We start from the raw sequence: 22,757 nt of genomic DNA on the forward strand, positions 1-22,757 counted from the left end.
TCTTCCACCCTTCTTTTCCATTTTTCAACCGGAGTATTCAATATGAACATGCCCATCCTCAATGGCGATGAGAACCTTGCAGAGCTGACTGGCCGACGTGACTTCTTGGTAAAAGCTGGCACCGGCGTAGCCGCGCTGGGCGTGCTGTCGGCCACCGGCAGCGCGGCCTTTGCAGCGGACGTGCATGCGGTACCGGACCTATCGAACGGTGCGGACAACTTCTACACCAGCGCTCTGGTCACGGTGCAGAAGGTCAGCTTCAAGAACCAGTACCAGATGAAGGTGGTGGGCAACCTGTTCACGCCCAAGAATCTGGACCGCAGCAAAAAGACGGCGGCCCTGGTGGTTGGCCATCCCATGGGGGCTGTCAAGGAGCAAAGTTCGAATCTGTACGCTACCAAAATGGCCGAACAGGGTTTTGTGACGCTGTCCATAGACCAGTCTTTCTGGGGCGAGAGCGACGGCCAGCCACGCAACACCGTGGCGCCGGACATCTATGCCGAGGCTTTCAGTGCCGCGGTAGATTTCCTGGGCACTCGGCCTTTTGTAAACCGCGAGCAGATTGGTGCTATCGGCATCTGCGGCAGCGGCAGCTTTGTCATCAGTGCGGCCAAAATCGACCCGCGTATGAAGGCCATTGCCACGGTCAGCATGTACGACATGGGCGCTGCCAACCGCGATGCGCTCAACCATTCGCAGACATTGGCGCAACGCAAGACCATCATTGCCGACGCCGCAGAGCAACGCTATGCAGAATTCTCGGGTGCTCCCATTAAGTACACCGGTGGCACGGACCATGTGTTGAACGCGCAAACCCACCCCATCCAGCGCGAGTTCTATGACTTCTACCGCACGCCCCGCGGCGAGTACACACCCAAGAGCTCGACGCGTCTGCTGACCACCCACCCCACGCTGACCAGCAACGTCAAGTTCATGAACTTCTACCCGTTTAACGACATCGAGACGATTTCGCCGCGTCCCATGCTCTTCATTACGGGCGACAAAGCCCATTCCAAGGAGTTCAGCGAACTAGCCTACAAGCTCGCCGCCGAGCCGAAAGAGCTGCACATCATCCCGGGTGCGGGCCACGTTGACCTGTACGACCGCGTGAACCTGATCCCCTGGAGCAAGCTCACCAGCTTCTTCCAGCGCACATTGAATACGGCGAGCTGATTTATACAAAATAAGGCTCTGGCGCAGGTACTACCTGCGCAGACAGCTATATTAAATGTAGCTAACCGATTCCCATCGGATTCCATCGCCGCCGCACCTGCTCCGCAGTTGCGGCGCTTCTTTTTGGCGCGCACGCCGGTCACGGGCATGATGGCGGCTTTGCCACATTTCCGTTTGGAGACCGCCATGCCCGAGACCGAAAAATCCCTGCTGCAAGAATTGTTGCGCCAGGAGGAAGCCCTGCAGTTCAGCCATTTCTCCAATGCCATTGCGTTGGACCTGGGCCTGGCCATCGTGCGGGCGGCCGAGCGCGCCAGCCAGTCGGTGCTGGTCGATATCCGCTTTGGCGATTTGCAGCTGTTCCAGCACGCGATGGAGGGCACCAACCCCGACAACGTGGACTGGGTGCGCCGCAAGAACAACGTGGTGCGCCGCTTTGCCCGCAGCTCGTTCTACATGGGCACGCTGTACCGCAGCAAGGGCACGGACTTTGACACCGCCACCGGCCTGGACCCGCGCGAGTACGCAGCCCATGGCGGCGCATTCCCGTTGCGCATCCGCGGTGCTGGCCTGGTGGGCACGGTCACGGTCTCCGGCCTGCCGCAGGCCGAGGACCATGCGCTGGCCGTGGCGGTGCTGAAGACCATGGTCTAGTGTGCTGCCTCACTCTATCTGGAACATAAAACCGCGTCTTTTCACCCAGGATGTCGTTGCAAATCCGCGCAATAGCGGAGCTATTGCTGTGGTTTGCGCCTAATCCCGGGCAAAAATCCATCGGTTTGATTTGTTCCATCAAGAATGAGGCAGCACACCAGGGCACTCAGTCCATGTTTTCCGGTGTGAACAAGTCCATCGCCAACAGCTTCTGCTGCGGCCCGGTGTAGGCCGCGCCGGGCAGGGTGGCGGCCAGCATCTGGGCCACGGCGGTCTGGGCCAGGCGTTCCTGCGGGGTGTGGATCACCAGGTCCACCACGCCGTCGATCAGCGCGGCGCGGGTGGTGGCGTTGAGTTCGTTGCACACCACCACCAGCTGACGGCCTGCGGCCTCTTCGCGCAGCGCGCGGATCACGCCGGCCCCGCCGCCGCCGGTGAGGTGCAGGCCCACCAGCTCCGGGTGCCGGGCCAGCAGCTCCAGCGTGGCCTCGTAGGCCAGTTGCGGGTCTTCCAGGTTCACCAGCGTGTCCAGTACCTTGAGGCCGGGCGCGTTCTCGCGCAGGTACGAGCGGAAGCTGATTTCGGACAGCTCGTGGCCCAGGTAGCGGTGGCTGCCGACGAATACGCCGACTTCGCCCGTGGCCTGCCGATTGAGACGGCTGACGGCCCAGGCCGCGGTGCGGCCGCGCTGGCGGTTGTCCAGGCCGATATAGCCCGCCCGGTGCGGTGCGCTGATATCGCTGAGCAGCGCAAAGCAGGGCTTGCCCTGTTCATACAGCGTCTCCACGGCGGCGGTGACATGCGGGTGGTCCACCGCGACCACGGCCAGCGCGTCCACTTGTGCGCCCAGCGCCAACAGCTGTTCGGCAATCGCCGCCGGCTCCAGCGCGTCCATGAACGTGATGTGGGCGACGCAGGTTTCCGGCTGGTTTTGCGCCGCCGCCTGCTGCAGCGCCGCGGCCAGGGTTTGGTAGAAGTGCTCGTTGCGCTTTTGCAGGCAGAAGCCCAGCTGCCGCACCGGCACGCGTTCCTTCAATCGGGCGCGCATGACGCCGACGGCGTGGTAGCCGAGCTTTTCGGCGGCGCTGATGACGCGCAGCGCCGTGCCTTCGCGCACCGGCAGGCGGCTGTTCAGCACGCGGTCCACAGTGGCAGTGCTGACGCCGGCGGCTTCGGCGACATCGTTCAGGGTGACTTTGGCTTTCATGGGCCGCATCATCGCATTGCTTGCCATAAATGCAAGTTTTCTCGTCCGCTGTGTGATGGTTTTTGATATGAAATGATGTTTTTTGAGGTTTTGGCATCACGCAACAATGGCCTTTGGTTTTAGCATCCGCCATCGCTTCCCCATAACGAGAGACAAGCCGCATGCCAACCGCCGAAACCTCCAGCTACTCAGGCCCGAACTGGGCCCGCACGCAAGACGACTACCACCTGATTTCCGGCGCCGGTGAGCGCGCCAAAGCCGCCGGCCTGGTCAACGCCAGCTGGTACAAGTGTGCGGTGCCGCGCGCCCGCATGAAGCAGCTGATGCAGCGCGAAGACGCGCAGGCGATCCGCGACACCGTGCTCTGGTATGCGCTGATCATTGCCGCCGGCGCGGTGCTGGTGGCCACCTGGGGCACGGCCTGGGCCTGGCTGGCCTTCTTTGTCTATGCCACGCTGTACACCGGCCCGGCCGACTCGCGCTGGCACGAGGCCGGCCACGGCACGGCCTTCAAGACCCGCTGGATGAACGATGTGCTGTACCAGATGGCCTGTTTCCAGGTGCTGCGCCGCCCCAGCGTGTGGAAGTGGAGCCATGCGCGGCATCACACCGATACCCTGGTGACGGGGCGCGACCCCGAGGTCGCCGTGCCGTTGCCCACCGATCTGTTGGGCACGCTGCTGGGCGCGTTCTCCATCAAGTCCGGCCCGCGCGAACTGTGGCGCGTGTTGCGCAATGCCTGCGGCATTTTGGGCGAGGAAGAAAAGACCTTTGTGCCGGAAATGGAGTGGCCGCAGATGGTCAAAGAGGCGCGTGCCTGGGTGGCGGTATATGCGGTGCTGATTGCCAGCGCCGTCTATTTCGGCAGCTGGTTGCCGCTGGTGCTGTTCGGCCTGCTGCCGGTGATGGGCGGTACCTGGCTCTACACCTTCTTTGGCCTGACCCAGCATGCGGGCCTGCCGGAAAACGTGCTCGACCACCGCAAGAACTGCCGCACCGTCTACATGAACCCGGTGTTCCGCTTTCTGTACTGGAACATGAACTACCACGTCGAACACCATATGTTCCCCATGGTGCCGTTCCATGCGCTGCCGCAGCTGCACGATGCGATCAAGGATGACTGCCCGCCGCCGTACCAAAGCACGGTAGAGGCTTACCGCGAGATCATCCCCGCGCTGTTCAAGCAGGCCAAGGACCCGCACTACTACGTGGTGCGCCCGCTGCCTGTCACTGCCGTAGCCAACGAATAACCCACCACAAGGAGACAAACCCATGAGCAACTGGACCGATGTGTGCGCACTCGACGATATCGACGATGAAGACGTGATGCGCTTCGACCACAACAACCACACCTACGCCGTGTACCGCTACAACGACAAGGTCTACGCTACCGACGGCCTGTGCACCCACGAGCACGTCCACCTCAGCGATGGCCTGGTGATGGAACATGTGATCGAGTGCCCCAAGCACAACGGCCGCTTCGACATCCGCGATGGCCGGGCGCTGGGCGCACCGGTGTGCATCAACCTGAAGACCTACCCGGCCAAGGTGGAAGGCGGGCAGGTACTGGTGCAGCTGGGCTGAAACTATTAATTTGATAGCTGCTAGCGCAGAATCTATCTGCGCTAGAGGCAGATTTCATACACTTTCGGGTGTGTGGATCTCGAAGGGCACGATGATTTGCTGGGTGGCCCGCAGCGGCTCTTCCAGCGCCTGGGCCATTGCGCTCACCAGGCGCTCGGCCAGCTGCGGCAAGGGGTGCGATAGCACGGCCTGCAGATAGCCGTTGACCAGGGCTTCGCGGGTGGTTGGCGTCAGGTCGTGCGCCACTGCCACCAGCGGCATAGTCGGCTGGCTGTCCACGTGGTCGCGCAGGGCTTGCAGCACGCCGTCGATGCCGCCGCCACCCACGTACACGCCGACCAGATCCGGGTGCCGCTGCAGCAGGTCGCGCGCGGCCTCCTGCGCGTAGTGGTCGCTTTCCAGGGTGACCACCGGCTCCAGCAGCTCAAAGTCCGGCGCGTGCTCGCGCACATACGAGCGAAAGCTCATTTCGCACAGCTCCTGGCACTGGTAGCGGTGGCTGCCGACGAAGATGCCTATCGGCCCGGCCTGCCGCGCCTGCCGGGTGATGAACCAGGCCGCGGTGCGGCCGACCCTCCGGTTGTCCAGCCCTGCATAGCCGGCGTGGGCGGCGGCGTCCAGGTTCGACACCAGCGCAAACACGGGCTTGCCCTGGGCGCGCAGCCGGGCAATGGTTTCGCTGATGCGCGGGTGGTCGGCCGCCACCAGCGCCAGCGCGTCGCAGGACTTGGCCAGCTGCTCCAGCTGCGTACATACCGCCTGCGGCGCCATATCGGCCAGGAATTCGACCACCGCGCGGCCTTGCATGTCCGGGCTGGCCTGGGTGGCGGCGCCCAGCGCATCGGCCAGGCCGCCGTAAAAAGCCGAGCTGCGCTGCTGCAGCAAAAAGCCCAGCGTGCGCCGCGGCCGCTCGTCCTGCAGGCGCGCGCGTATCACCCCCACCGGGTGGTAGCCCAGCGCCTGCGCGGCTTCATGGATGCGGCTGGCGGTATCGCTGCGCACGGGCACGCGGGCATTCAGCACGCGGTCCACCGTGGACGGGCTGACCCCGGCGGCGCGGGCCACGTCGGCCATGGTGGGGCGGGTGGAAGAGGGGGATGGGGTCATTTTTGACATGTATGTCATTGGGTATGGCAGTTTATGCCATTGAATGCCGAAGGCTTGTCATTTTTGCGGCTGCAGAGCCTACCATGCAACCACTATTTCAACCCGCCGGAGACTTCTATGCCCACCCCATCCAACCGCTACGCCCTGCGCGGCGATGCCGACCTGCCGCAGCCCGACCCCGCTGCCGCGCCGTGGTTCAGCCCCAGCGTGGACCGCAAGCTGCTCAAGCAGCTGATGCAGCGCAACGACCGCCACAGCCTGTGGAACTACGGCCTGTGGCTGGCGCTGATGCTGGCCAGCGGAACGGCCGGCGTGTTGGCCTGGGGCACCTGGTGGTGCGTGCCGGCATTTGCGGTGTACGGCATCTTGTATGCGTCCAGCGACCACCGCGCGCATGAGCTGTCGCACGGCACGCCGTTCAAGACCCGCGGGCTCAACGAGATGTTCTACCAGTTGGCCGGCTTCATGACCTTGCACGAGGGCCATTACTGGCGCTGGAGCCACACCCGCCACCACACGCATACGCTGATGGTCGGGCGCGATGCCGAGATCGCGGTGCAGCAGCCGGTCAGCGTGGGCGGCCTGCTGGCTGACCTGTTTTTTCTGAAATCCGGCGCGGCGCAGATCGCCAACATCGTGCGCCATGCGTTCGGCCGCATCAGTGCCGATGGCCTGCATTTCATCCCCGTGCAAGAGCAGCCCAAGGTGGTCCGCACATCGCGCATCTACCTGGCGATCTTCGTTGCGCTGGCCGCGGCCTGCGTGCTGCTGCACAGCGTGCTGCCGCTGATGCTGGTGGTCGGGCCGCGCTTCTACGGCGGCGCGCTGACCCAGCTGTTCAATCTGACCCAGCATGCCGGCCTGGCCGAGAACGTGTACGACCACCGGCACAGCACCCGCACTTTTCACACCCACGCGGTGTTCCGCTTTCTCTACGCCAATATGAACTACCACCTGGAACACCACATGTTCCCCATGGTGCCGTACCACGCGCTACCCCAGCTGCACGCCGCTATCCGCAGCGAATGCCCGGCGCCCGCCACCAGCCTGTGGGATGCCTACCGTGAAATCCTGCCCGCGCTGCTGCAGCAGGTGAAGCAGCCCGGCTATGCGGTGGTTCGGCCTATGTCGGTCGCCAGCCCTGAATAACTAAATACGAGGAGACATTCCATGAGCCACTGGACCGAGATTTGCGCGCTCGACGATATCGACGACGAAGATGTGATGCGCTTCGACCACAACAACCACACCTACGCCGTTTACCGCTACAACGACAAGGTCTATGCGACCGACGGCCTATGCACCCACGAGCATGTGCATTTGGCCGACGGCCTGGTGATGGAGCACGTGATCGAGTGCCCCAAGCACAACGGCCGCTTCGACATCCGCGATGGCCGGGCGCTGGGCGCGCCGGTGTGCGTCAACCTGAAGACTTACCAGGTCAAGGTGGAAGTCGGGCAGGTGCTGGTGCAGCTGGGCTAGGCCCGGGTTCCCGCTGGCTCAATCCAGCGAGACCTTGGCCTTTCGGATGATGTCGCCATAGCGCGTCGATTCGGACGCGATGTACTGGCCGAACTGCTCGCGCGTCAGCGTGAAGGGCTCGTAGGCGAAGGAGGCGTATTTCTCCCGCACGTCGGGCTCGGCCAGGGCCTTTTCAATGTCGTGCTGGATCTTGTCGGCCACGGCCTTGGGCAGGCCCTTGGGCGCGGCGATGGCGGTCCAGCCGCTGACTTCAAACCCGGCGGGGCCACCGGCTTCGGCCACGGTCGGTACATTCGGGAAGCCCACCACGCGCTTGGGTGCGGCCACGCCCACATAGCGGACCTTGCCGGCGCGGTACATGGCGCCGGCCGTGGCATTGGTACCCATGGCAAACGACAGTTCTCCGTTGGCCACGCCGGTGTACAGCATGGTGGTTTCCTTGTAGACCACGTGCTGCATTTCGGTGGCGGTGACCGATTCAAACAGCGCCGAGCCCAGGTGCACCGGGTTGCCTACCGACCAGGAGCCGTAGTTCAGCTTGCCGGGGTTGGCCTTGGCGTCGGCCACGATGTCGCCCACCGTCTTGTACTTGCTGTCGGTGGCAACGGCAAAGAAAAAATAGGTCTTGAACAGCGGCAACAGCGGTTCGAAATCGGCCTTGGCATCGTAGGGCAGCTTCTTGAACAGATGCGGATAGGCCGACAGGTGCACGTTGTCCAGCTGGATCAGGTCGTGCCCGTCGGTCGCACCTCGCTTGAATGTGTCGATGGCGATGAAGCCATTGCCGCCCGGCTTGTTTTCGACGAAGACAGGCTTGCCCCAGGCGCGCGACAGCTTGTCGGCCACCAGGCGCATCACGCCTTCGGGGCCGCTGCCCACCGGGAACGGCGTGATGATGCGCACGGGTTTGGTGGGGAATTCCTGGGCCTGGACTGCGGGCAGGAACGCGCCCATGGCAGAGGCGATCACCAGGGCGAAAGGGGGCAGAGGGGTTTTCACAGTATGTCTCTAGAGTGGTTTTCGAGGTTGCGAGCGGCTCGCAGCGGCGAAGTCTAGAAGGCATGGCGGGGGGCTGAAAGATGCCGGGTTCCCCATCGCGATAACGCGCGGTTATCGGCGTCCAGTTCGGGCGACCTGCTATGGGCCGCCCTGTGTTGTCGATGCTTAGCCGATAGCGGTGGCGGCCGGTGTGCGGCTTTGTAGTTGGCTCCACTCCTCGCGCAGCCAGTGGGCGCAGGCGATGTTGTTGTCCCAGATCGAATAGCGGCCGCCGCCGCCGTAATCGGGAAAGGGGATGAACTCGCAGCTGATGCGCTGTGGCGCGCGGTCCGGATGGGCGTGCATCCAGGCCAGCAGGCCGCGCACAGCCTGCTTCCAGGGCTCGAGTTCTTCGGCGCGCCAAGCGCTGTGGAAGCTGCCGGGCGGCGGCTGGATGAAGGGGTACTGCACGGCGCGGCCGGGCAAGCCGGGCGCGCGTTCCATGGCTTTGTTGTGCGGAACGCTGGTGGCGACGCTGCGGGTATGGGCGTGCACCACCCAGCCGGATTCCAGCCACAGTTTGTACAGGGCCAGCACCTCTTGGTGGCCGCCGTCGGGCGTGTTGGCCAGGCCGCTGAGGGCCAGCTCCTGCGGGTTGTGGATCTTGAAGATCTGGTGCGAATGGTCGAGCGTGATGCGCAGCGGCACATGGCGGCGCGCCAGCAGCTCTGCCACGCGCTCGACGCGGTGGAACTGCTCGTTCCACATGTCGATGTGCACCTCCAGGCTGGGCAGGCAGTGGGCGGGTGCGCCGTGTTCCATGGCGTCCAGAAAGAAGTCGGCCACCTGTTGGTCGCTTAAAGCGCTGCCGTCGGCATGGCGGGCAAACAGCTGCATATTGCACAGCTTGGCGCCCAGCTTGCCGCCGGTGGCCAGGCACCAGCGCATGCGTTCCTCGTCGCGTCCAGCGCAGAAGATGCCGCCGAACACGCCGATCGGCACGCCGTACTCGGCCACCAGGTCGGGGTAGGGCGCAAAGTCTTCCGCCGGGTTGTGGTTCTTCTCGATGTAGTCGAAGGCGCCGCTGTCGCGTATCCAGGCAAAGCGGGTGGCGGCGTCGGGCGTGGGCAGACCGTCGTGTTGCAGCACGCCGTCGATGTTGATACCGATCAAGGGCTCACCCCCAGGCTCCACGCTTCGCGTTTCCGCCAACCCCCTTGCCGGGGGCGAACCCAGTGGCCCGGCAGAGCCGGTTCCACGGGTTCCTGGCTCGGATGCCGTCGTATTTGAATTTGCTTGGGGGCTAGCGGTCATGGCTGAGCAGGGCTTTGAGTTTGGTGGCGGGGTCGACCAGTACGTCGGGGGCGGCGGTGATTCGGCGTTCCACCAGCGTGCGGGCCAGCTTCAGTTCCTTGGCGACGCGGCTGCTCTGGCCCCAGCCGCAGGCGCCGACCAGGCGGTTCGCCGCGTCCAGGTAGAAGATCACCAGGCCACCGTCGTCCAGCATTCGCGTGGCGCTGTGGGCGGCCAGTGCGGGTTCGCCCATTACCTGCAGTTGGTGGTCGTACTGGTCGGACCAGAACCAGGGCTGCGATGCATAGGCTTCTGTGCCACCCAGCATGTTGTGCGCAGCGATGGCGGCCTGGGTTTCGGCGTTGTGCCAGGTCTCCTGGCGCACCAATTGACCCGACAAGACGCTGGGAAATTCGGCCAGGTCGCCAGCCGCAAAGATGCCGGGTTGGCTGGTTTGCAGCTGTGCGTTGACCAGCACGCCGCGCGCCACGGCCAGCCCGGCGGACTGCGCGAGCGACAGGTCGGGCACGATGCCGATGCCTGCCAGCACCGTGTCGGCTTCGATGCGGCTGCCGTCCGACAAGGCCATGCTCATGCTGTTGGCCGTGCGGCTGATGCTGATCGGGTTCACCCCGAGCAGCACGCGTACGCCGCGCTCGCGGTGCAGGGCCAGCGCGCGTTCGGCCACCGGCTCGGGCACGGCGCGGCCCATCAGGCGTGGCGCGCCTTCGACCACGGTGACTTCGCAGCCCAGCTTGCGCGCGGAGGCCGCGACTTCCAGGCCGATGAAACCACCGCCCACCACCAGCAGGCGCTGGCCCGCACCCAGGCGGCTGGACAGGGCCGCCGCGTCGCCCAGGTTGCGCAGGGTCAGCACCTCGGGCAGGTCGCCGCCGGGGATGCTCAGCGTGCGCACCTTGCCACCCGTGGCCAGCAGCAGCGACTGGTACGGCAATTGCTGGCCATCGGACAGCGTGACCAGGCGGGCCGACGCGTCGATGCCGGTCACCCGCGCGACATGCCGGGTGATCTGCAGATCGGCCATCGCGTCGGGCGACAGCAGCGCGCAGGCATCGGCGGTTTTATCGCCGGTCAGCAGATCTTTGGACAGGGGCGGGCGCTCGTAGGGCGCGTGGGCTTCGTCGCCCACCAGATGGATGGCGCCTTGCCAGCCGGCGTTGCGCAATGCATGGGCGGCACGGCCACCGCAATGGCCGGCCCCCACGATGACCATGGCCGCGCTGGGCGTTGTGGACTTACTATCGGGGGTTTGCATGGGTGTGTGGCTTCTCAAAAATAGAATTTAATTATAAGAAGAGCTGTCTCAAAATAACAAAAAATTTCTATTTTTATTTGTCTATGAAAATTTATTACTTCTCCAGGATTAAGATGGCTCGTTTACAGAACCGAGGCCACCATGCCCGCTGACAAGGACCCTAAAACCAGTGTCGACCAGCTGATCAAACGCATCACTGGCGAATACGACGCGCTGAGCAAGCAGCTCAAGGTGATTGCCCGCTATGTGGAGCAGAACCGCCACCACATCGGGCTAGACGGCATCCAGCAGGTGGCCACGCAGTGCGGCGTGCAGCCCTCGGCGGTGGTGCGCTTTGCCAAGCATTTCGGCTTCTCGGGCTTCTCGGAGATGCAGGCCATCTTCCGCGAAGGCCTGTCGCGCCAGCTGGCGCCGGCGCGCAACTACAAGACCCGCATCCGCGACGTGATCGAGTCGGGTGCGGGCAGCCTGTCCAGCGTGCAGATCGCCAACGAATTCCTCTCCGGCAGCATCGCCGGCATGCAGGAGCTGCAGGCCAGCCTGCACGGCCCGACCTTCAAGAAGGCCGTGGACCTGCTGGCCGAGAGCGACTGCATCTGGATCGCCGCCTCGCGCCGCTCGTTTCCGGTGGCGGTGTACCTGGACTATGCCTTGCAGCACACCGACAAGCGGGTTGGCCTGGTGTCGGGCATGGGCAGCATGCACCTGGGCCAGATGCGCTCGGTGCGCAAGGGCGATGTGATGCTGGCGATCTCGTTCTCACCCTATGCCGAAGAAACCATCAACGTGGCCAAGATGGCAGAGGAGCGCGGCGCGCGCCTGATTGCCATCACCGACAGCCGCATGAGCCCGCTGGCCAAGCTGGCCCAGGTGACGCTGGTGGTGCAAGACAACTCCACCTTCGGCTTCCGCTCGCTGAACAGCACCATGGGCCTGGCGCAAAGCCTGTTCATCGCCCTGGCCTACATGCTGGAGCTGCCGTACCAGACTACCACCCCTAACGGCCAGGTGGCTTAAAGAAAAAAGGCCGCTAGCGCAGGTAATACGTGCGCTAGTAGCTATTTATTTGGTAGCAAACTGCTGCCCGGCAAGTAAGGCTGGCTGGGCAGGTTTTCGGCGCAGAACAGGCGGAACTCGTTGGGGCCAACAGGGGGGTTCTGGTCCAGCCATTTGTTTTCAAACAGCAGGTGTTGCATGCCCGACATCACCTGGCCATCGGGGTCCTGGTCGATCACCAGGTCCATCACACCGAGTTTGAGCCAGCGGCGGTGCTCGTCCGACAGCTCGTGCCCAATCCATACCACCTGGCCCAGGCAGCCATGGCGCTGCAAGGCTTGATGGATACCGGCCGAGCCCGCGCCGCTGTGGTAAATGCCGGCCAGGGCGCCTTGCTTGAGTGCGGCGTCCACCGCCTGGAACACCTGGTCGGGGTCGTCAAAACAGGGGGTGATGGGCAGGCAGCTGCGGGCGGGGAACTTCTCTTGCAGCGCATCCAGAAAGCCGGCCGTGCGGTCGCGGTGGGCGCGGAAATGCAGGTCGTTGGTCAGCACCAGCAGCCGCCCGGTTTGGGCGGTGAGCCGGCCCATGAAGTGCCCGGCGGTGCGGCCGGCATGCAGGTTGTCTATGCCCGCGTAGTGCAGGCGCAGCACGTCGCTGATGTCGCTCATCAGCGTGACCACCGGCACGCCTTGCTGGCTTACCTGCTGCACCGCGGCGCGCAGTACCGGTGTGTCGTGCACCGCCAGCAGCAGGCCGTGGCGCGGGTGTGGCGGGCGGCGGATGAAGTCGGCCGTGCGCTCGTCGTCGCCAGGCGCGAAGCTGTGCCGGTGCACCACGATGCGCCGGTCCAGCAGCTGCATGAAGCGCTGCAAGGCCAGGTCCATGCGCTGGAAGAACGGGGTCTGGCTGCGCGCCAGCACCACGTCGATGCGGGTCAGGCCGCGGTGTACCTCGGGCATCAGCCGCGGCACCGCCAACTGCTGGGCCGCACGCACCACTTTTTCGCGCGTGGCCAGCGACACGCTGCCGCGGTCGTTCAGCACCCGGTTGACGGTGGCCGGGCTGACCTGGGCCAGCGCGGCGATATCGATGAAGCGGGCGCTGGACTTTTTACGGGGGGCAGGCATGTCGGGCATGCCTAGACTGTAGAGCAGACGTAACTATGCACCTAGCTTCAGGCAGAACGCACGCCTTCCAGAAACACCGCAGAACTGGCTTTGCCAGGCTGCTGGTGTTGCCCCCCCGCAAGGGGGTTGGCGAAAAGTGCGCAGCACTGGAGCCTGGGGGGTGGGCCATTACTAGGCTGCTTGCGCATCCTTTTGGCGCTCGGCGGCCACGGCCTGGGTCAGGTAGGCCATGCTGCTGGCCAGCTGCTGCTCGATGTCCTTGGCGGCAGCGATTTCTTCGGCAAAGGGTTCGAACGACACATAGCCGGTGTAGCCGGCATTCAGCAAGGTGTTGAGCTGGGTCGCATTGCCCAGGCGGTCGGCGGCGCCCACCAGCACACGGTGGCTGTCGCGCATTTGCGCAGGCGTGATGGCAGTGTCTTCCACGCCGGAGATGTGGATCAGACCGGTCAGCTCGGGGAAGAACAGGCCTTCGCCGGCCAGGTGGTGGTGGAAGGTGTCGTGCACCAGCTTGAAGGTGTTGGCGCCATTGATCTCGCGGATGGCGCGCACAGCCTGCGACTTGCGGCGCACAGCGCATTCTTCAAAGCCCAGCGGCTCGACCAGGCCGACCAGGCCAGCGGCGTCGAGCAGCGGCTTGAGCTGGGTCAGTGCGTGTACCAGGTCCAGGTGGCGCTGGTCGGGCGTGCGCTTGTCGCGCAGGTCGTTGGTGGGGCAGAGCACCAGGGCTTCGGCGCCGCAGGCTACGGCGTAGGCAATCATTTCCTGGGCTTCGTGCAGGCGTTTGGCGTCGAACTGCTCAAAGCGTTGCAGGGCATTGATGGAGCGGATGGTCAGGCCCTGGGCTTTGGCGGCTGCGCCGATGTCGGCAGCCTTGGCGCCGTTGACCATTTCGGCCTCGGGCAGGTCGTTGCGGATTTCAATCGCCTGGACGCCCAGACGTTTCACCAACGCGGCGAAGTCGGCGAAAGGGATGCGCGGGGCGCTGATGCGGTTGATCGAGAAAGGGATGCTGCGGCTCATGGGAAGTCTCCGTTGTGGCTCGGGTATGGATAAGAGGAAAACAAACCGCCACTCTAGAGAAACTGCAGCCCCTCGGCAGCAGGTTTTTTGACCATTTTTGGTCATTTCTAAGGGTTTACCTTGAATTGAAATTCGATTTTTAATTTTTTTAGAAAATTATTTTCGATTGTCGAAAATCGCCGTATAGTCCTGCCTGCTGTAGCCCGGTTCCACGGGTTTCAAGTCCTGTTCAAGTCCCTGTCCCTGCCCTTTTTTCTGGAAAATTTATGAAGAACGTTGCTGTTTTCGGTGCCGGTCGCATTGGCCGCATCCACTCCACGAATATCGCCGCATTGCCTGGTGTCAAGCTGCAATACGTGTGCGATCCGGTGCCCGCGGCCGCCGGCGACCTGGCGCAACAACTGGGCGCCCAGGTGTCCACCATCGAAGCCGTGCTGGCCGACAAGAGCATTGACGCGGTGGCGATCTGCTCGTCCACCGACACCCACAGCGACCTGATCACCCGCGCCGCCGCTGCGGGCAAGAACATTTTTTGCGAAAAACCGGTCGATCTGTCCGTGCCCCGCGCCGTGGCCTGTGCGGAAGCCGTCAAGGCTGCCGGTGTGGCCTGCATGATCGGCTTCCAGCGCCGTTTCGACCCGACCTTCAATGACGCCAGCCGCCGTCTGCTGGCCGGCGAAATCGGCAAGCCCGAAATGCTGGTCATCACCAGCCGCGACCCCGGCGCACCTCCGGCTGAGTACATCAAGGCCTCCGGCGGCATCTTCCGCGACATGCTGATCCACGACCTGGACGTGTTCCGTTGGATTTTGTGCGCCGACGGCGACGAAGCTGTGTGGCTCAGCGCCACCGGCTCGGTGCTGACCGACCCCGCCATCGCCGCCCTGGGCGATGTGGACAGCACCGCCGTCAGCATCCGCACCAAGTCCGGCCGCCTGTGCCAGATCAACACCAGCCGCCGTGCCGCCTACGGCTACGACCAGCGCTTTGAAGTGCTGGGTTCGGCCGGCCTGCTGCAGTGCGGCAACCACACGCCGACCGAAGTCGTGCAGTGGAATGCCAGCGGTATCCATGCCGACAAGCCCGAGGCCTTCTTCCTGCAACGCTACGCTGCGGCTTACAAGCTGGAGATGGCGCATTTCTTCGAAGCCCTGCAGTCCGGCACGCCGTTCAAGACCACGGTGGCCGACGGGGTCGCCGCGCAGAAGCTGGCCGACGCCGCCGCTGAAAGCTGCAAGAGCGGCCAACCGGTACTGTTCTAAGCCATGGCCACTACTTCTGTTTCCTCACCTTTGCGCATCGGCATCGCCGGCCTGGGCCGGCTCGGGCAGCGGCATGCGGAGGCCCTGGCCTTTCGCACCCGCCACTGCAACCTGGTCGCAGCCTGCAGCCCGGTCGCCAGCGAGCGGGCGTTTGCCGGCGAGCAGCTGGGCATAGGCCGTCTGTACGACGATTTCGACGCCTTCATCGCCGACCCCGAGATCGACGCGGTGGTGCTGGTCACGCCGACCTCGCTGCACGCCAACCAGACGATTGCCGCGCTCGAAGCCGGCAAGCATGTGTTCGTGGAAAAGCCCTTGGCGCTGAACGTGGCCGACTGCGAGCGCGTGCTGGCCGTGGCTGAGCGCCATCCGGCGCAGGTCGCCATGGTCGGCTTTGTGCGGCGTTTCGACCCCAGCTACATGGCCGCCCAGGCCAGTGTGGCGGCGGGCGAGATCGGCCAGCCGTTCCTGGTGCGTTCGCAGACCTGCGACCAGAACGACCCCGAAGGCTTTTTCGTGCGCTTTGCGCCCACCTCGGGCGGCATCTTCATGGACTGCAGCGTGCACGACATCGACCTGGCACGCTGGATGCTGGGCCGGCCCAAGGCTCTGCGCGCATTTGCCACGGGTACCACGGCATTGCACCCGGCGCTGGCCGAGTTCGGCGATGTGGACAACGGCCTGGCGATTGTCGAATTCGAGGGCGGCGCGCGGGCTGTGCTGTACGCATCGCGCACCATGGCCCATGGGCACGAGACCAGCACCGAAGTCATAGGCACCGCCGGCAAGCTGACGGTAGGCGAGCATGCGGCCCGCGACCGCGTGGTGCGCAGCGACAGCCATGGCGTGCGCCATGCGGTGGTGAAGGACTTTTACGAGCGCTTCGAGACCGCATTCGCCACCGAGATGGCGGCTTTCGTGGCCGCCTGCCGCGGCGAGCAGCCGCTGAGCCTGACCCTGGCCGACGCGCTGGAGGCCACCCGCATCGGGCTGGCCATCACCCGTTCGCTGCACAGCGGGCAGGCGGAGCCCGTGTAGCGCGGAGTCGGTTCACGGCGCATACAGCCAGACATCTTTGATAACGCCGCGCGGCCATCTGGCCGTGCGGCGTTTTTTATAAGCCAGCCCTGTGCAGGCGCGCCCGTATCTGTTGGCATTTACACAAGAAGAGGACGGAGACGATGTTCAAGATGCAAAAGAAATCGGTGGCGCGCAAGCTGGCGTTGCTGTCGTTTGGCGGTTTGACGGCGGTGCTGATCGGCGTCGGGGTGGCCATCGGGGTGATGGAACACAACAGCATCCACGCCCTGCGGGTGGCTTCGGTAGCCGAGCGGGTGCAGGGCATGGTGGCCTCGGCCGATGCGTCTGACCAGGTCAACCGCGGGCTGGTGGTCAAGTCTTTCACCAGCATCCGGCGCAACTTTGACCGCACCGTCGCGCTGGACCCGGCCAGCGGCGAACTTATGAGCGGCGGCGCGGCGATCAACGACGACTTCCAGGCGGTGGACAAGTATTCGCGCGATACCGGCGGCGTGGCCACGGTGTTTGCCAAAAAGGGCGAGGACTTTGAGTCCATCACCTCGTCGCTGCGCAAGGACGACGGAGCCCGGGACATCGGCACGCTGCTGGACCGCAAGCATCCGGCCTACAAGCTGGTGCTGGCGGGCGAGACCTATGCCGGCCCGGTCAAGCTGTATGGCAAGCCTTACATGGCCCAGTTCGAACCGCTGAAGGACGCGGCAGGCGCGGTGGTGGGCGTGCTGTTTGCCGGCAGCGATGTGTCGTTCCAGCAGTTCGTAATGGGCAAGCAGATTGCCGACACCCGGTTCTTTGACACCGGCGGGGCCTACTACATCGATGCCAGCGGCCCGCTGGCGGACGCCCGGTTTACCGCGCACCCGCAGGCCAGGGGCAAGAAGGTGCTGGAAGCCTATCCCGACGCCGACAAGTTTCTGGCCGCCCTGGCCGAAGCGCCCGAAGGCTATGTGCGCCATGCGCCGTCGTTCCTGGGCGAGCCGGGCGAAGACCGCTGGGCCGTGATGCGCAAGACCAAGGAGGGCGGTGGCTGGATCGTGGCCGAGATTTCCGAGCAGGAATCCATGGCGCTGTACTGGGCCAATATGCGGGTCATCTGGAGCCTGCTGGTGGGCACCGCACTGCTGCTGGCCGCCGGCTTGTTCATGCTGGTGCGGCGTACGGTGAGCCAGCCGCTGGGGGAATTGACCGGGGCCATCACCCTGGTGGCGCAGGGCGACCTGACCCAGGTATTCCATTCGGCGCGCCAGGATGAAATCGGCGCGCTGGTGAACGAAGTTGAAAGCCTGCGCCAACGCTATTGCCAGACCCTGCTGCAGGTGCGCGCCTCGGTGGAAAGCATAGGCACGGCCAGCTCCGAGATTGCCAGCGGCAGCCAGGACCTGAGCGTGCGCACCGAACAGACCGCCAGCAATCTGCAAACCGCCGCCACCAGCATGGAGCAGCTCACCGATACGGTGAAGAACTCGGCCGATGCGGCACGCCAGGCGAACCAGTTGGCGGCGTCGGCCGCCGAAGTGGCGGCGCGCGGCGGTGCGGTGGTTGGCCAGGTGGTGGCCACCATGGACGACATCAACCGCAGCTCGCAGAAGATTGGCGACATCATTGGTGTGATCGACGGCATTGCCTTCCAGACCAATATCCTGGCCTTGAACGCAGCCGTGGAAGCCGCCCGGGCCGGCGAACAAGGCCGGGGCTTTGCGGTGGTGGCCAGCGAGGTGCGCAATCTGGCGCAGCGCAGCGCCGAGGCCGCCAAGGAGATCAAGCTGCTGATCAGCGCCTCGGTGGGCAAGGTGGCAGGGGGCTCGCGGCTGGTGCAGAGCGCCGGCCAGACCATGGAGGAGATCGTTGGTTCGGTGCAGCGCGTCAGCGACATCATCGGCGAGATCACCGCGGCGTCGGGCGAGCAGTCGGAAGGGATTGGCCAGCTGAACGCCTCGGTCAGCCAGCTGGACCAGATGACGCAGCAGAACGCGGCACTGGTCGAAGAATCGGCGGCGGCCGCCGAAAGCCTGCGCGACCAGGCGCAGCGCCTGGCCCAGGCCGTGGGCGTCTTTAAGCTGACGGAAACAGCACGCGCGCTACCGGCATTGCGGTAGCTGTAGGCCTAGCGACGCGGCGCCGGGCTTAGAACGGCGCGTCTTCGCTGGTGCCGGCGTCAGGCTCGGTGCTTACGGCTTCTTCGGCATCTGCGGCAGCGGCCTGGCGCAGCGTGGCTTTTTCGCCAGCGCTGGCGAACTTGCTGTACTTGCCCAGGATGCTGACCAGCTGGCCATAGACGCGGGGATTGGCGGCCATGCATTCCTTTTGCTCCAGGAAGTCGGCTTCGCCGGTGAAGTTGCCCACCAGGCCACCGGCTTCGGTGATCAGCAGTGAGCCGGCCGCCATGTCCCAGGGGTTCAGGCCAGTTTCAAAGAAGCCGTCGGTAAAGCCGGCGGCCACATAGGCCATGTCGAGTGCGGCCGCGCCCGGGCGGCGCATGCCGGCCAGCTTGGGCATCAGGTCAGACATCATGCCCAGGTAGTTCTTGAAGTTGTCGCCCGGGCGGAACGGGAAGCCGGTGGAGATCAGGCATTCGTTCAGGCGCACGCGCTTGGACACGCGGATGCGGCGCTCGTTCATGTAGGCGCCACGGCCCTTGGTGGCGGTGAACAAGTCGTTGCGGGTGGGGTCATACACCACGGCCTGTTCGATCTTGCCCTGCACGGCCAGCGCGATGCTGACGCAGTAGAACGGAAAGCCGTGGATGAAATTGGTGGTGCCATCGAGCGGATCGATGATCCACACAAACTCTGAATCTTTGGCGCCAAACTCTGAACCCGATTCTTCTGCCAGGATGCCGTGGCCGGGGTAGGCCGTCAGCAGGGTCTCGATGATCACTTTCTCGGCCGCCTGATCGACTTCGGTGACGAAGTCATTGATCTGCTTTTGCGAGATACGCACCGCTTCGACATCGAGTGCCGCACGGTTGATGAGGGAGCCAGCGGCACGGGCGGCCTTGACGGCCACGTTAAGCATCGGGTGTAGGTTGGGGAGCGCCATAGATTGTAGGTAAGAGCAAATGAAGAGCGGCCGGGCGATGCAGGCAGCGACAATCGGGGGATTTTACCTGTTCGCCCAATTTCCCCGATATTGCCGATGCAAACCCGTTTTATTCTGATCCAACCCAGCCACGCTGGCAATGTGGGCGCTACCGCCCGCGCCATGAAAGTCATGGGCTTCGACGACCTGGTGCTGGTCAACCCGCGCTGGCCGAATGTGCTGCGCCGGCTGGAGACCATCCAGCGCGCCAGCGGCGCCCTGGACGTGCTCAACAACGCCCGCATCGTCGCCACCTTGGACGAGGCGCTGGACGGCATGGACCATTTGTGCGCCACAGCCATGACGCCGCGCGACTTTGGCCCGCCCACCCGCGCGCCACGCGCACATTTTGAAATGCTATTGAAACAGGAGCTGCCCGCGCAGGCAGAATCTGCGCCAGAGGCCGATTTGCCTTCAAGCCTGCCGGAGGGCGTGGCGTTTCTGTTTGGCTGCGAGCGGTTTGGCATGGCGAACGAAGACGTGTACCGCAGCCATGTCGCGCTCAGCATTCCGACCAACCCGAAATTCGGCTCGCTGAACCTGGCCGCCGCCGTGCAGCTGATCGCCTACGAATGGCGCATGGCCTTGGGTGGCTTTGCGGTGGAAAGCAGCACGCCGCCGCCGGTGCGGGCCGATGCGCGCCAGGTGGCCGGCATGCTGGCGCACTGGGAGCAGGCGCTGACCGAGCTGGGCTTCCTGGACCCGGCAGCGCCCAAGAAGCTGATGCCGCGGCTGAACCAGTTGTTCAACCGCGCCCAGCCGCTGCAGGAAGAAATCCACATCCTGCGCGGCATCGCCAAAGCCATCTCGCAGATGGCGGATAAAGCGCAATCCCCAGCAAACGACTAGACTATTCTGATGTTTTCCCGCCTCCGCTCCGACATCCGCTGCATCCTCGACCGTGACCCCGCTGCCCGCAGCACCTGGGAGGTGCTGACCTGCTATCCGGGCCTGCACGCCGTGGTGCTGCACCGCGTGGCCCATGGCTTGTGGAACCGCAATTTCAAATGGCTGGGGCGCTTCATTTCGCATTGCGCGCGCTGGCTCACCGGCATCGAAATCCACCCCGGCGCCAAGCTGGGCGAGCGGGTCTTCTTCGACCACGCCATGGGCGTGGTGGTCGGCGAGACCGCCGAAATCGGCGACGGCTGCACCATCTACCAGGGCGTGACCCTGGGTGGCACCTCGCTGTACAAGGGCACGAAACGCCACCCGACCTTGGGCCGCGACGTGGTGGTCAGCGCTGGCGCCAAGGTGCTGGGCGGCTTTACCGTGGGCGACGGTGCCAAGATCGGCTCCAACGCCGTGGTCATCAAACCGGTGCCGGCCGGCGCCACGGCGGTGGGCATTCCGGCGCGCATCATCTTGCCGAAAGATGGCCAGGTGGGCGACGCCGCCATGGCCACGCCGCGCTTCAGCGCCTACGGCATCACCCCCGACGGCGACCCGATCGGCGAAGCCATGCGCGGCCTGATCGACAACGCCTCGTCGCAAGAGCACCAGATCGCGCTGCTGTGGCAGGCCATCGAAACACTGTCGGCCCGCCATCAAACCCCCGACTGCGTACCCAGCGACGCCGCGCGCAGCGAGTGCTTCGAGGCAGCCAAGCTCAACGAGCTGGTCGGCAAGTAAGCCTGGGCAGGTCCAGCGCGCGGCACACCAGCCAGCCGCATCCATAGGCCACCAGGTCCCGCAGGTCGAAGGTAGTGCCCAGCGCGATGCGCAGAACGTGGTGCAGCGCTGTCTGGTCGTGCAGGCCCAGCAGGTCGACCATGCCCAGGCCTTGCAGGCCTTCAATCGCACATGCGAACAACAGCGCCCACAGCGCCAGCCGCGCGGGCGGCTGCGCCACGCCGGTCCGCAGCAAGGCGTACACCAGCACCACCACCAGCACATCGCCGCCAAAGCCGCGCAGTACGCCTGGCGGCGCATAGCGGGCGATGGCCACTTCGACGGCCAGCAGCGCCAGGGCGGCGAGCAGCCACGGGGGGCGGAAGGTGAATGTGTTCATGGTGCTTCAGGCTGGGCGGCGGAGGTGGCGATGGGTGGGCTCTGCAGCCGACCATACCAGTCCACCTTGCGCGTCAGCATCATCACCGCGGCCAGCACGCTGAACAAGGCCAGCGCACCCACCACCAGCGCGGTCTGCTCCAGTTGCAGCAGCATGTAGAGCAGGCCGTACAAGGCGGCGATGCCCGCGCCAAATGGCAGGCCGCGCTTCCAGCTGTGCAGCATGTGGCTGGCGTAGTAGCTGAGCAGCAGCACGCAGGCGCTGGCGCCGATGGCATAGGCAGCGTCAAACGGCAAGTGCTCGGACAGACTCACCAGCAGGAGGAAAAAGATGCTGATCGCCGCGCCTACCAGGAAGTACTGCACCGGGTGTACCCGCAGCCCGCGCATGAATTCGAAAAGACCGACCGCCACAAAGGTCAGTGCGATGAACAGCAGGCCGTATTTGGTGGCCCGGTCGGACAGCGAATAGGTGTTGATCGGGTCGATAAAGCTGACGCCCAGGGTCTCCACGCAGGCGGTGTTGGCGGCCGTGGTTTCCGCCGATGCGGCGCGTGCTGCGTTGTAGGCCTGGCTATCGTTGTTGCCGTTGCACAGCCGGCCTCCGTTCAGCACCGCCTGCTGGGCAGAGCTGGCCAGCGCGGAGACGCGCCAGCTGGCTTCAAAGCCCTTGTCGCTCACCTTACGCTCCGATGGCAGAAACTGCCCGTAAAAACTGGGATGCGGCCAGTTGGACGTGAGGCTGATCTGGGTCGCGCTGCCCAGCGGCACGATGTTCAGGCTTTCAGTACCGAGCAACTCAAGCTCGATATCGGCCGTGAGCGGTGCGGCTGGGTTTGTGCCCGCAGGCAGACTGGCCTGTACTCCGCGCGGGTAGGCCGCATGCTGGGTGCCGGCGCGCACCGCCTGGGCTGCGCCGTTGACCTGTACATCGGCCTGGCGGATGCCGCGGGCGTCGGATACGGCCAGCATCAACAGCGGTGGTCCGCATTGCAGCTTGGAGTCCGCATGCTGGCGCCCGCCCTCCAGGGCTTTTAGATCCGTCCAATGCGCGGTAATCCGCGACTTGAAGGTGAAGACCTGCGTGGCATGCAGGCCGCGCGCCCGCGCCTCGACCTGGCTGGTGCCTCCCAGGTTCAATGTGCTGGGTGCGGCAACTCGGACGAATTCACGGCGCTGGGTCAGCGGGCCTTTGTCGCTTAGGGTGGTCCATTCCTCGGTGCAGCTGACCTGCACCAGCGGCCCCAGCAAAGTCTGGCTGCCGGCCAGGCTTTGCGCGACGCTGCTGACCGCGTTCTGGTGCAGGGCCTGCCGTTCGCGGACCAGACCGGTGATCTGCCCCAAGCCGATCAGCAGCAGCACCGCCACCAGCATCAGTCCGCCGAGTTTTCCAAAAATAATGGATTTCATCTTCCCTCCTTGTTGAACAAGCCACGAGCGTGACCAGCCAGGGTGAGGGCGGTATG

At 64.6% G+C, this 22,757-nt stretch carries 22 protein-coding genes; 12 read left to right on the top strand and 10 right to left on the bottom strand.

Going from position 1 to position 22,757, the window contains the following annotated elements; translation table 11 throughout:
• Nucleotides 1-42 precede the first annotated feature (42 nt).
• Both J2X19_RS11070 and J2X19_RS11075 read left to right on the top strand, forming a co-directional pair.
• Complete coding sequence (locus J2X19_RS11070; RefSeq protein ID WP_310373184.1) at nt 43-1,173, top strand: alpha/beta hydrolase; 1,131 nt, start codon at nt 43-45, stop codon at nt 1,171-1,173.
• A gap of 186 nt (nt 1,174-1,359) precedes the next feature.
• Nucleotides 1,360-1,827 carry a heme-degrading domain-containing protein gene (locus J2X19_RS11075; protein ID WP_116604257.1) on the top strand — a complete coding sequence of 156 codons (468 nt, stop codon included), beginning with the start codon at nt 1,360-1,362 and terminating at the stop codon, nt 1,825-1,827.
• Nucleotides 1,828-1,993: 166 nt separating this feature from the next.
• On the opposite strand, the gene J2X19_RS11080 is transcribed toward J2X19_RS11075, so the two are convergent.
• On the bottom strand, nt 1,994-3,034 hold the full coding sequence (locus J2X19_RS11080) for a LacI family DNA-binding transcriptional regulator (RefSeq protein WP_116604256.1): 1,041 nt from the start codon (nt 3,032-3,034) through the stop codon (nt 1,994-1,996).
• Nucleotides 3,035-3,195: 161 nt separating this feature from the next.
• Here J2X19_RS11080 and J2X19_RS11085 point away from each other — a divergent pair, with 161 nt between their 5' ends.
• Both J2X19_RS11085 and J2X19_RS11090 read left to right on the top strand, forming a co-directional pair.
• Entirely contained in the window at nt 3,196-4,284 is a 1,089-nt protein-coding gene (locus J2X19_RS11085) for a fatty acid desaturase family protein (RefSeq protein WP_310373185.1), read from the top strand.
• A 22-nt stretch (nt 4,285-4,306) separates the two neighbouring features.
• On the top strand, nt 4,307-4,618 hold the full coding sequence (locus tag J2X19_RS11090) for a MocE family 2Fe-2S type ferredoxin (protein ID WP_116603777.1): 312 nt from the start codon (nt 4,307-4,309) through the stop codon (nt 4,616-4,618).
• A 54-nt stretch (nt 4,619-4,672) separates the two neighbouring features.
• Here J2X19_RS11090 and J2X19_RS11095 read toward each other — a convergent pair whose 3' ends face one another.
• A complete protein-coding gene (locus J2X19_RS11095; RefSeq protein WP_310373186.1) occupies nt 4,673-5,725 on the bottom strand; it encodes a LacI family DNA-binding transcriptional regulator in 1,053 nt (350 codons plus the stop codon).
• Between the two features lie 117 nt (nt 5,726-5,842).
• Between J2X19_RS11095 and J2X19_RS11100 the strand changes: the two genes are divergently transcribed.
• Both J2X19_RS11100 and J2X19_RS11105 read left to right on the top strand, forming a co-directional pair.
• Nucleotides 5,843-6,874 (top strand): fatty acid desaturase, encoded by a 1,032-nt coding sequence (locus J2X19_RS11100; RefSeq protein WP_310373187.1) that lies wholly within the window; start codon nt 5,843-5,845, stop codon nt 6,872-6,874.
• Between the two features lie 21 nt (nt 6,875-6,895).
• A complete protein-coding gene (locus J2X19_RS11105) occupies nt 6,896-7,207 on the top strand; it encodes a MocE family 2Fe-2S type ferredoxin (protein WP_310373188.1) in 312 nt (103 codons plus the stop codon).
• A gap of 18 nt (nt 7,208-7,225) precedes the next feature.
• On the opposite strand, the gene J2X19_RS11110 is transcribed toward J2X19_RS11105, so the two are convergent.
• The 3 genes from J2X19_RS11110 to J2X19_RS11120 form a co-directional block, all read right to left on the bottom strand.
• Nucleotides 7,226-8,161 (bottom strand): Bug family tripartite tricarboxylate transporter substrate binding protein, encoded by a 936-nt coding sequence (locus J2X19_RS11110; RefSeq protein ID WP_310374521.1) that lies wholly within the window; start codon nt 8,159-8,161, stop codon nt 7,226-7,228.
• 210 nt (nt 8,162-8,371) lie between these two features.
• On the bottom strand, nt 8,372-9,379 hold the full coding sequence (locus J2X19_RS11115) for a xylose isomerase (RefSeq protein WP_310373189.1): 1,008 nt from the start codon (nt 9,377-9,379) through the stop codon (nt 8,372-8,374).
• A gap of 109 nt (nt 9,380-9,488) precedes the next feature.
• A complete protein-coding gene (locus J2X19_RS11120; RefSeq protein WP_310373190.1) occupies nt 9,489-10,754 on the bottom strand; it encodes an NAD(P)/FAD-dependent oxidoreductase in 1,266 nt (421 codons plus the stop codon).
• Nucleotides 10,755-10,895: 141 nt separating this feature from the next.
• Between J2X19_RS11120 and J2X19_RS11125 the strand changes: the two genes are divergently transcribed.
• The gene (locus tag J2X19_RS11125) at nt 10,896-11,771 is read left to right on the top strand and encodes a MurR/RpiR family transcriptional regulator (RefSeq protein WP_310373191.1); all 876 of its coding nucleotides are present in this window, start codon (nt 10,896-10,898) and stop codon (nt 11,769-11,771) included.
• A 41-nt stretch (nt 11,772-11,812) separates the two neighbouring features.
• On the opposite strand, the gene J2X19_RS11130 is transcribed toward J2X19_RS11125, so the two are convergent.
• Both J2X19_RS11130 and J2X19_RS11135 read right to left on the bottom strand, forming a co-directional pair.
• Entirely contained in the window at nt 11,813-12,880 is a 1,068-nt protein-coding gene (locus tag J2X19_RS11130) for a LacI family DNA-binding transcriptional regulator (protein WP_310373192.1), read from the bottom strand.
• A gap of 171 nt (nt 12,881-13,051) precedes the next feature.
• Complete coding sequence (locus tag J2X19_RS11135) at nt 13,052-13,903, bottom strand: TIM barrel protein (protein WP_310373193.1); 852 nt, start codon at nt 13,901-13,903, stop codon at nt 13,052-13,054.
• 266 nt (nt 13,904-14,169) lie between these two features.
• Between J2X19_RS11135 and iolG the strand changes: the two genes are divergently transcribed.
• The 3 genes from iolG to J2X19_RS11150 all read left to right on the top strand — a co-directional run bounded on the left by iolG (nt 14,170) and on the right by J2X19_RS11150 (nt 18,299).
• The gene (gene iolG / locus J2X19_RS11140; RefSeq protein ID WP_310373194.1) at nt 14,170-15,165 is read left to right on the top strand and encodes an inositol 2-dehydrogenase; all 996 of its coding nucleotides are present in this window, start codon (nt 14,170-14,172) and stop codon (nt 15,163-15,165) included.
• Nucleotides 15,166-15,168: 3 nt separating this feature from the next.
• The gene (locus tag J2X19_RS11145) at nt 15,169-16,203 is read left to right on the top strand and encodes a Gfo/Idh/MocA family oxidoreductase (RefSeq protein ID WP_310373195.1); all 1,035 of its coding nucleotides are present in this window, start codon (nt 15,169-15,171) and stop codon (nt 16,201-16,203) included.
• 143 nt (nt 16,204-16,346) lie between these two features.
• The gene (locus J2X19_RS11150; protein WP_310373196.1) at nt 16,347-18,299 is read left to right on the top strand and encodes a methyl-accepting chemotaxis protein; all 1,953 of its coding nucleotides are present in this window, start codon (nt 16,347-16,349) and stop codon (nt 18,297-18,299) included.
• 28 nt (nt 18,300-18,327) lie between these two features.
• Here J2X19_RS11150 and J2X19_RS11155 read toward each other — a convergent pair whose 3' ends face one another.
• A complete protein-coding gene (locus J2X19_RS11155) occupies nt 18,328-19,242 on the bottom strand; it encodes an inositol monophosphatase family protein (RefSeq protein ID WP_116603767.1) in 915 nt (304 codons plus the stop codon).
• Between the two features lie 96 nt (nt 19,243-19,338).
• Between J2X19_RS11155 and J2X19_RS11160 the strand changes: the two genes are divergently transcribed.
• Both J2X19_RS11160 and cysE read left to right on the top strand, forming a co-directional pair.
• Entirely contained in the window at nt 19,339-20,130 is a 792-nt protein-coding gene (locus J2X19_RS11160) for an RNA methyltransferase (protein ID WP_310373197.1), read from the top strand.
• A gap of 9 nt (nt 20,131-20,139) precedes the next feature.
• A complete protein-coding gene (gene cysE, locus J2X19_RS11165) occupies nt 20,140-20,913 on the top strand; it encodes a serine O-acetyltransferase (protein ID WP_116603765.1) in 774 nt (257 codons plus the stop codon).
• On the opposite strand, the gene J2X19_RS11170 is transcribed toward cysE, so the two are convergent.
• Nucleotides 20,891-21,292, bottom strand: coding sequence for a ribosomal maturation YjgA family protein (locus J2X19_RS11170; RefSeq protein ID WP_310373198.1), 402 nt, complete (start codon nt 21,290-21,292; stop codon nt 20,891-20,893). The genes cysE and J2X19_RS11170 overlap by 23 nt on opposite strands.
• Nucleotides 21,289-22,701, bottom strand: a complete 1,413-nt coding sequence (gene creD, locus J2X19_RS11175) for a cell envelope integrity protein CreD (protein ID WP_310373199.1) — start codon at nt 22,699-22,701, stop codon at nt 21,289-21,291. Before creD ends, J2X19_RS11170 begins: the two co-directional genes overlap by 4 nt.
• Nucleotides 22,702-22,757 lie beyond the last annotated feature (56 nt).

The organism is Rhodoferax ferrireducens (assembly GCF_031458075.1).
In the GTDB taxonomy this organism is placed as follows: domain Bacteria; phylum Pseudomonadota; class Gammaproteobacteria; order Burkholderiales; family Burkholderiaceae_C; genus Rhodoferax_B; species Rhodoferax_B ferrireducens_A.